Annotated in this window: 6 protein-coding genes and 1 pseudogene; 5 read left to right on the forward strand and 2 right to left on the reverse strand. The window is 64.3% G+C overall.

What is annotated here, in order from left to right; all coding sequences use genetic code 11:
- Positions 1–44: 44 nt before the first annotated feature.
- Entirely contained in the window at positions 45–1,385 is a 1,341-nt protein-coding gene (locus A985_RS0119325; protein ID WP_017235022.1) for an HlyD family secretion protein, read from the reverse strand.
- 102 nt (positions 1,386–1,487) lie between these two features.
- Here A985_RS0119325 and A985_RS0119330 point away from each other — a divergent pair, with 102 nt between their 5' ends.
- From A985_RS0119330 to A985_RS0119350, 5 genes are all read left to right on the forward strand, one after another.
- A complete protein-coding gene (locus A985_RS0119330; protein WP_051060270.1) occupies positions 1,488–2,237 on the forward strand; it encodes a CerR family C-terminal domain-containing protein in 750 nt (249 codons plus the stop codon).
- Positions 2,238–2,438: 201 nt separating this feature from the next.
- Positions 2,439–2,912 carry an Lrp/AsnC family transcriptional regulator gene (locus tag A985_RS0119335; RefSeq protein WP_017235024.1) on the forward strand — a complete coding sequence of 158 codons (474 nt, stop codon included), beginning with the start codon at positions 2,439–2,441 and terminating at the stop codon, positions 2,910–2,912.
- A gap of 65 nt (positions 2,913–2,977) precedes the next feature.
- Positions 2,978–4,165: an alpha-hydroxy acid oxidase gene (locus tag A985_RS26285; RefSeq protein WP_017235025.1), complete on the forward strand. Its 1,188-nt coding sequence runs from the start codon at positions 2,978–2,980 to the stop codon at positions 4,163–4,165.
- A 241-nt stretch (positions 4,166–4,406) separates the two neighbouring features.
- Positions 4,407–4,592, forward strand: a complete 186-nt coding sequence (locus A985_RS0119345; RefSeq protein WP_017235026.1) for a type II toxin-antitoxin system HicA family toxin — start codon at positions 4,407–4,409, stop codon at positions 4,590–4,592.
- 43 nt (positions 4,593–4,635) lie between these two features.
- Positions 4,636–5,055 carry a type II toxin-antitoxin system HicB family antitoxin gene (locus A985_RS0119350; protein WP_017235027.1) on the forward strand — a complete coding sequence of 140 codons (420 nt, stop codon included), beginning with the start codon at positions 4,636–4,638 and terminating at the stop codon, positions 5,053–5,055.
- Positions 5,056–5,144: 89 nt separating this feature from the next.
- Here A985_RS0119350 and A985_RS0119355 read toward each other — a convergent pair.
- Positions 5,145–5,331 (reverse strand): annotated as a pseudogene (locus A985_RS0119355) (hypothetical protein); the annotation flags it as partial.

Raw genomic sequence — 5,331 nt, forward strand, 5'->3', positions numbered from 1 at the left:
ACGACGAAGGCGAAGTGATCGACGATGTGTCCATCGCGCCACGCTCAGCCACGTTGCGCCCCAACGTTTGCCGATGACGGTGCGGCGTCGGCGTTCGACGGCGCGCTGGTGACGGGGCCGACGAGGGCGTTCAGTGGCGCGCTGAGCGCGAGCTGTACCACGGGGTCGCTCGCCCGATCTGCTTGATCGGCCCGACTCGCCTGCTTGGCGGGGGCGGCCGTATCGCGGCGATGGGTGTCGACGTCCGCCGTCACCGACAGGCCCGGCAGCAGCACCGTGCGCAGCGATGCCGGCACGTCGAGCCGGATGCGCACCGGCACGCGCTGCACGATCTTCGTGAAGTTCCCGGTCGCATTCTGCGCGGGCAGCAAGGCGAACTGTGCGCCCGTGCCCGGCGAGAGCGAATCGACCACGCCGTGAATCGGCTGACTCGGCAGGGCGTCGACGTGAACCGTCACCGGCTGGCCGGGCCGCATATGACCCACCTGCGTTTCCTTGAAGTTCGCCGTCAGATACACGTTCTGCACCGGCACGACGGTCAGCAACCGCGTGCCCGGCTGAGCGAACTGGCCCACGCGCACGGCGCGATCGCCGACGCGGCCGGCTAGCGTGCTCTTGACCACTGTGTCGGCGAGATCGAGTTCCGCCTTGCGCGCACTGGCCTGTGCGACCGTCAATTGCGCCTTGGCTTGCGCCAGCGCGGCGTCGAGCGTGTCGGCCTGACGCTCGCTCGCCTGAACGCTGGCTTGATGGCTCTTGAGCGTGGCGTCGGCGCGGGTGCTGGCATTGCGCAGCTCGGCAAGACGCTCGTCGGTTTCCGCGCCGGTGGCCACGAGCGGCGCATAGCGTTTGACCTGACCCGCCGTGTAGCGCGCGTCCGCTCGCGCACCGTCGAGTTCGGCGCGCGCTTGCGCGATCGTCGCGGTGTGCTGGGCGCGTTCGGCCTCGGCGCGCGCGACATCGGCTTCGCGCGCCTGCACGGTTGCCTGTGCCTCGTCGAAGGCGGCCTGGTATTGGCGCGCGTCGAGCCGCACGAGCGGCTGACCAACGCTCACCGTTTCGTTGTCGCGCACTAACACTTCCGTTACGTAGCCGCCCACTTTGGGCGCGACAGTCATGCTGTCGGCTTGCAGGTAGGCATCGTCGGTCGACTCGATGAAGCGCGCAACGAACCACCAGTGCGCGCCCCAGCCAAGACCCGCGACGACGCCCACTGCCAGCGCACCCAGCAGAATCGTTTTGCGACGACGGTTGGCCGGCGCCTCGGGCCGGCCCGGCGTCTGCGTGGTCTCGGCGGCTTCCACGGTCCTGGCGGTCGGGGTGTCGGCGTGGCGTGCGATCGGCGGTGTCGAGGTTGTCGGTTTGACCGGTGCTGCGGTTGACATGAGGGAGCCTTCAAATTATTCCGTTTGGCAAAATTATTCCAGTTGATCGATTTGTGTCAAGTGTTATATTTTTGACGAAAGTTTTGGCAAGCAAGGACAGACATGAAAGGAACTTCACGCGCCGGGCGAGCACCACGCACGCCTGTGCGAACGCGGCATGCGGTCGACACGGGGTATCAACGTGGTGAGGAAACGCGCGCGCGCATCATCCTGGCGGCGATCAAGTGCTTTGGCGAGTTCGGTTTTGCGGGGGCCTCCACGCGGGACATCGCGAACGAGGCCGGTGTGAACGCACCGGCGCTGCAGTATTACTTCGACAACAAGGAGGGGGTGTACACGGCGTGCGTCGAGTACATCGTGGGTCTTGTCATGGGGCAGATGGGCGAAGCGATCGAGGCGGCCGAGCGCGTGGTGGCCGAACCGGAGGCGACCGACAAGCAGCTTATCGACGCATTCTGCGAGCTGCAGAACCGCAAGGCGGGGTTCATGGAGGAAGTGCCGGAGATCGAGGGTTGGCACATGTTCATGGCCCGTGAGCAGGCAGGGCTTGGACCCGAGGCGGGTTTCAAGGTGTTCCACGAGCGCTTTTCGAGCCGGCTCGCCGCGGTAGGGGCGAACATTGTGACGCGGCTCGCGGGCGTGGCGCCCGACGATGAGGCAATGCGGGTTCGGGCCGTGTGCATCAGTACGCTGGGCATGGCGTTTCGCGTGATGCGCCGCTCTGTCGACAGTTCGATGGGGTGGGCGAGCGAGCCGAATCCCGAACGCAACCGGATGGTGCGCGAGGCGGTGCTCGAACAGACGCGGTACCTGCTGCAACGCATCGTCAAGCAACGCAAGTCGGGTGGGTAGGCACGTCGCAACGCGAAAGCGGCGCGACAGCGGCAATCTCGGAAAGCGGCGTTCACGGCCCGGATAGCACACCGTGCCCGGGCTTGGCCGGGCGTTACGAGTTCAACGCAAAAAATGGGATTTGCTGGCCATTTGTGGCGGACAACTGGCGGCGATTCGAAGGATCTGCCAGAATCCTGGGGAACTTGATGGATTCTGCCAATGAACCTTGACCTTGCCGATCTGCGTATCCTGCGCCATCTCGAACTCAACGGGCGCATCTCCAACCAGGAGTTGGCGGATGCCGTCGGGTTGTCGCCATCGGCCTGCCTTCGTCGGGTGAAGTTGCTCGAGGATCGCGGGGTGATTTCCGGATACCGCTGCATCGTGGACGCACAGCATATCGGCCTCGAGTTCGAAGCCCTGGTCCAAATCTCGCTGCGCCCCGATGTCGATCAATGGCACGAGAAGTTTCTCGCTTGCGTCCAGAATTGGCCTGAGGTGGTGACCGCACGCATCGTCACTGGCTCGGCCAATTACATCTTGACCGTCAGGGCCCGGAATCTCGCGCATTACTCGGATTTCATCGTGAACGAGTTGTACCGTGCGCCGGCGGTCATGGCGATCCAATCGAACATCGTGCTCAAGACAATCAAGCAAACCCAGTCGCTCGTCGATCTGGTGAAGCAGAAATAAAAATATCGACGATATTCACCCGTTCCCGAAAGACGGTCGGGACTTCCCGGAAGAAGAGACGCAGCATGGCAGTGATTACCACCATTGAGGACTTGCGGGTGCTCGCGCAGCGGCGCGTGCCGCGCATGTTTTACGAGTATGTCGATTCCGGCTCATGGACCGAGTCGACGTATCGGGCGAATGCGGCGGACTTTGGCGGGATTGCGTTTCGCCAGCGCGTCGCGGTCAACATCGAGCATCGCAGCACGCGCGCGACGATGTTGGGCGAGCCGGTCGCCATGCCGGTGGCGTTGGCGCCCACCGGCATGACCGGCATGCTGCATGCGGACGGCGAGATTCTCGCGGCGCGCGCGGCCGAGGCGTTCGGCGTGCCGTTCACACTCTCGACTGTTTCGATCTGTTCGATCGAAGATGTGGCCGCGCATACCAAGGCGCCGTTCTGGTTCCAGTTGTACGTGATGCGCGATCGCGACTTCATCGAGCGACTGATTGATCGCGCCAAGGCGGCGGGGTGCTCGGCGCTGATGGTGACGATGGATCTGCAGATCAGCGGCCAGCGCCATCGCGACATCAAGAATGGCCTGTCGGCGCCGCCGAAGCTCACGCTGCCGAACATTGCCAACATGATGACCAAGCCGCGCTGGTGCCTGGGCATGTTGGGCACGCGCCGTCGCACGTTCGGCAACATCGTGGGGCATGCGAAGGGGGTGGACGACATCGGTTCGCTCGCGGCGTGGTCGGCGGCGCAGTTCGACCCTCGCCTGTCCTGGGACGACGTGGCCTGGATCAAGAAGCGCTGGGGCGGCAAGCTCGTGCTCAAGGGCGTGCTCGATCCGGACGATGCGCGCGCGGCGCGCGACGCAGGGGCGGATGCGATCGTGGTGAGCAACCACGGCGGACGTCAGCTGGACGGGGCGATCTCGACGATCCGGGCGCTGCCCGACATTGTCGCGGCGGTGGGACGCGACACGCAGGTGTGGCTCGACGGCGGCGTGCGTTCCGGGCAGGACGTGATCAAGGCGATGGCGCTGGGCGCGAAGGGGACGTTGATCGGGCGACCGTTCCTGTACGGGCTGGGGGCGATGGGCGAGGCGGGCGTGCGTCGCGCGCTGGAGGTCATTGCCAGGGAGATGGACGTGACGATGGCGCTGACCGGTCGCACGAGCATCGAGCGTCTCGACACGTCGATGCTCATCCCGGGAAGCTATCCGACGGGCATTGGATCGTACCTTGCGGAACCCGGCGGGCGGTGAGCCGTCTGTCGTGCCAGTGAGAGAAGCCGCAGCCATCGTGCTGCGGCTTTTTTATTGGCGTAGGGGCTTTCCGATATTCGGCCTGCCGGCTTTCGCTGGACCGTGGGGCCGGCGATGATGCAAGGCATGGGTCAGTCAGCCGTGAAGTGGCGTGACAGGAATTTGCAACAAATTTGTTGTGATCTCTGTGCGGCAGATACGACAGATTTGTTGTAGTATTCGATTCCATCACGGGTGAAGTATGAAGTACAGCGAATTCCGAAGGTGGCTTCGGCGAGAGGGCGCGACATTCGAGCAGCACCGTGCCGGATCCAGTCACTTTCGAGTCACGCTCAATGGGCGCTCGACGGTATTCCCGGATCATGGTGCCAAGGAGATGGGACGCGGACTGGTGGAAGCCATCAAGAAGCAACTCGATCTGAAATAGCGTGTGCTGATACCCGTGGGTGCAACGATTTGCGAGGCGAACTATGTTGACCTATCCCATTACGCTCAAGCGCGACACGAACGATACGTTGTTGGTCACGTTCCCGGATGTGCCGGAAGCGATTACCGTCGGCGAGAACGAGGCGCACGCGCGTGAGCAAGCGCTTGAAGCGCTTGAGGCGGCGCTGGAGTTTTACTTCGCACAGAAGCGGCCGATCCCGTGGCCGTCGCGTGCGAAGCGCGGGCAGGCCACGATCACGTTGCCCATCATGGCGTCGATCAAGGTGCTGCTGGCGAACGAGATGATCGCGCAGAACGTGCGAAAGGCCGAGTTGGCCCGGCGTATGCACGTCAATCAGGTGCAGGTGGATCGTTTATTGAAGCTTGGCTATGCCTCTCGCCTCGACGCGGTGGAGAACGCCTTTGCCGTGTTGGGCAAGCGGCTGGAAGTTCGCGCGGTATAGCGCCGTCGCGGCGACCGCGCCAGGCTGGCCGTCCCAACGACAACGCCCCGCAATCGCGGGGCGTTGTCGTTCAGGCAGGCGCCGGTTGATCAGTGATGATGCTTGCGATGGCCATGGCGCTTGCCGCGGTAGCGGTAGCCATCGTTGTCGTACGAGCTGGAGCGCGACATGTTGCCGCCGAGCGCGGCGCCGGCGCCGCCGCCAACGGCCGCACCGATCAGACCGCCCGAGCGTCCGCCCATCGCATTGCCAGCCGCCGTGCCGGCACCACCGCCG

The sequence above is a fragment of the Pandoraea sp. B-6 genome (assembly GCF_000282835.1).
In the GTDB taxonomy this organism is placed as follows: domain Bacteria; phylum Pseudomonadota; class Gammaproteobacteria; order Burkholderiales; family Burkholderiaceae; genus Pandoraea; species Pandoraea cepalis.

What these genes read in the sequence shown, in the direction of transcription:
- A985_RS0119325 (WP_017235022.1), bottom strand. Translation starts at nt 1,385, where the DNA reads ATGTCAACCGCAGCACCGGTCAAACCGACAACCTCGACACCGCCGATC.
- A985_RS0119345 (WP_017235026.1), top strand. Translation starts at nt 4,407, where the DNA reads ATGAAGTACAGCGAATTCCGAAGGTGGCTTCGGCGAGAGGGCGCGACA.
- A985_RS0119350 (WP_017235027.1), top strand. Translation starts at nt 4,636, where the DNA reads ATGTTGACCTATCCCATTACGCTCAAGCGCGACACGAACGATACGTTG.
- A985_RS26285 (WP_017235025.1), top strand. Translation starts at nt 2,978, where the DNA reads ATGGCAGTGATTACCACCATTGAGGACTTGCGGGTGCTCGCGCAGCGG.
- A985_RS0119330 (WP_051060270.1), top strand. Translation starts at nt 1,488, where the DNA reads ATGAAAGGAACTTCACGCGCCGGGCGAGCACCACGCACGCCTGTGCGA.
- A985_RS0119335 (WP_017235024.1), top strand. Translation starts at nt 2,439, where the DNA reads ATGAACCTTGACCTTGCCGATCTGCGTATCCTGCGCCATCTCGAACTC.